A 2,118-nucleotide genomic window follows, 5' to 3' on the forward strand; every position below is an offset into this window, starting at 1 on the left:
CCAGCAGCCGGCACTACCATGCAATCCATTCCCGTCCTGCTGGAGACGTACCCGATGAAACTGCGTTTGGCGCTGTCCGCGCTGCTGTCCCTGCCCTTGCTTGCCCAGGCTGCACCGGTCACGTCGCCGCTGCTGGTCATCCATGGTGGCGCCGGTGTCGAGCGCAAGGATCTGTCGCCGGCCGAAGAGAAGGCCGCACGCGAAGCGCTGCGCGCCGCGCTGCTGAAGGGGCACGCCGAACTGGCGGCCGGGCGCCCGGCCCTGGCCGCGGTCACCGCGGCGATCACCGTGTTGGAGGATGATCCCACCTTCAATGCCGGCAAGGGCGCGGTGTTCACCCATGACGGCCACAACGAGCTGGACGCAGCGGTGATGGATGGCGCGAGCCAGGCTGCCGGTGCAGTGGCCGGTGTGCAGCGGGTGCGCAACCCGATCCAGCTGGCGCAGGCCGTGATGCAGAAGTCCAGGCACGTGATGATGGTCGGGCAGGGTGCCGAAGCCTTCGCGGTGGAGCAGGGCATTCCGCTGGTGGATCCGTCGTACTTCCGCACCGACAAGCGCTGGCAGCAGCTGCAGCGCGCCTTGAAGGAAGAGGCCAGCGGCCAGGCACATGCCGACCTGGAGACCGCAAAGCACTTTGGAACGGTAGGCGCGGTCGCGCTCGACGCGCAGGGGCATCTGGCCGCCGGCACCTCCACGGGCGGCATGACCAACAAGCGCTACGGACGCGTGGGCGACTCGCCGATCATCGGGGCCGGCACCTGGGCCGATGCCCGTTGCGCGGTGTCGGGCACCGGCTGGGGCGAGTACTACATCCGCACCGCCGCCGCGCACGAGATCTGCGCACGCATGCGCTACCAGGGGCAGACACCGGAGCAGGCCGGCAAGGGTGTGATCAACGAGACGATTCCGCAGATGGGCGGCGATGGTGGCGCAATCGTGCTTGCCGCCGATGGAAAAATGGCCACGCCGTTCAACACCCAGGGCATGTATCGGGGCTGGATCGGCGCCGACGGCGTACCCCATGTCGCAATTTTCGCCAGCGAGACCCTGCCGGTCCCTGGGCAATAACCTTGCGTATCAAGGGGTTTGCGACAACGTGTGAAAAAGATGGAAAAAAGCGTTGACAGGCCCCCGTCCCATCAGCAGAATAAGCGGCTCACCACCACACACCGCAACGCTTCGGCGGCAACGGAATGGGGTGGTAAGGAGGGATACCCAAGCGGCCAACGGGGGCAGACTGTAAATCTGCTGGCTTACGCCTTCGGTGGTTCGAATCCACCTCCCTCCACCAGTTTCACGTTGTGACATTCCCGGCGCGGGAGTAGTTCAATGGTAGAACCTCAGCCTTCCAAGCTGATGGTGCGGGTTCGATTCCCGTCTCCCGCTCCATTGAATGAACTTTGAATATTATCGAGTTCATGTCATAATGCAAAACTCGGCTCACGTAGCTCAGTCGGTAGAGCACTTCCTTGGTAAGGAAGAGGTCGAAGGTTCGATTCCTTTCGTGAGCACCATCTTAAGCATCACCTCTCAGACGAATTCGAGATAAGCAGCCATGGCCAAGGGTAAGTTCGAGCGCACCAAGCCGCACGTCAACGTCGGCACCATCGGTCACGTCGACCACGGCAAGACCACGCTGACCGCTGCACTGACCAAGATCGGTGCCGAGCGCTTCGGTGGCGAGTTCAAGGACTACTCCTCGATCGACGCTGCGCCGGAAGAAAAGGCTCGTGGTATCACGATCTCGACCGCGCACGTCGAATACGAATCCCCGGTCCGTCACTACGCCCACGTCGATTGCCCGGGCCACGCTGACTACGTCAAGAACATGATCACCGGTGCCGCCCAGATGGACGGCGCGATCCTGGTGTGCTCGGCCGCTGACGGCCCGATGCCGCAGACCCGCGAGCACATCCTGCTGTCGCGTCAGGTCGGCGTGCCGTACATCGTCGTGTTCCTGAACAAGGCCGACATGGTTGACGACGCCGAGCTGCTCGAGCTGGTCGAGATGGAAGTGCGCGAGCTGCTGAGCAAGTATGACTTCCCGGGCGACGACACCCCGATCATCGCCGGTTCGGCCCGTCTGGCGCTGGAAGGCGACCAGAGCGACATCGG

General features: G+C 63.6%; 2 protein-coding genes and 3 tRNA genes. All 5 read left to right on the forward strand.

The genetic code is table 11. The features are described from left to right. Nucleotides 1-54: 54 nt before the first annotated feature. Nucleotides 55-1,071: an isoaspartyl peptidase/L-asparaginase gene (locus O0J73_RS22210; protein WP_004154481.1), complete on the forward strand. Its 1,017-nt coding sequence runs from the start codon at nucleotides 55-57 to the stop codon at nucleotides 1,069-1,071. A 137-nt stretch (nucleotides 1,072-1,208) separates the two neighbouring features. Then, nucleotides 1,209-1,294 (forward strand) — tRNA-Tyr (locus O0J73_RS22215). Between the two features lie 24 nt (nucleotides 1,295-1,318). Then, nucleotides 1,319-1,392: transfer RNA gene (locus O0J73_RS22220), tRNA-Gly, on the forward strand. 49 nt (nucleotides 1,393-1,441) lie between these two features. Beyond that, nucleotides 1,442-1,517 (forward strand) — tRNA-Thr (locus tag O0J73_RS22225). A gap of 41 nt (nucleotides 1,518-1,558) precedes the next feature. Beyond that, on the forward strand, nucleotides 1,559-2,118 hold a 560-nt coding region (locus O0J73_RS22230), incomplete at its 3' end, for a GTP-binding protein (protein ID WP_308309660.1).

Origin of the sequence: Stenotrophomonas sp. Sm6012, from assembly GCF_030985895.1 — a bacterium.
Lineage (GTDB): Bacteria > Pseudomonadota > Gammaproteobacteria > Xanthomonadales > Xanthomonadaceae > Stenotrophomonas > Stenotrophomonas forensis.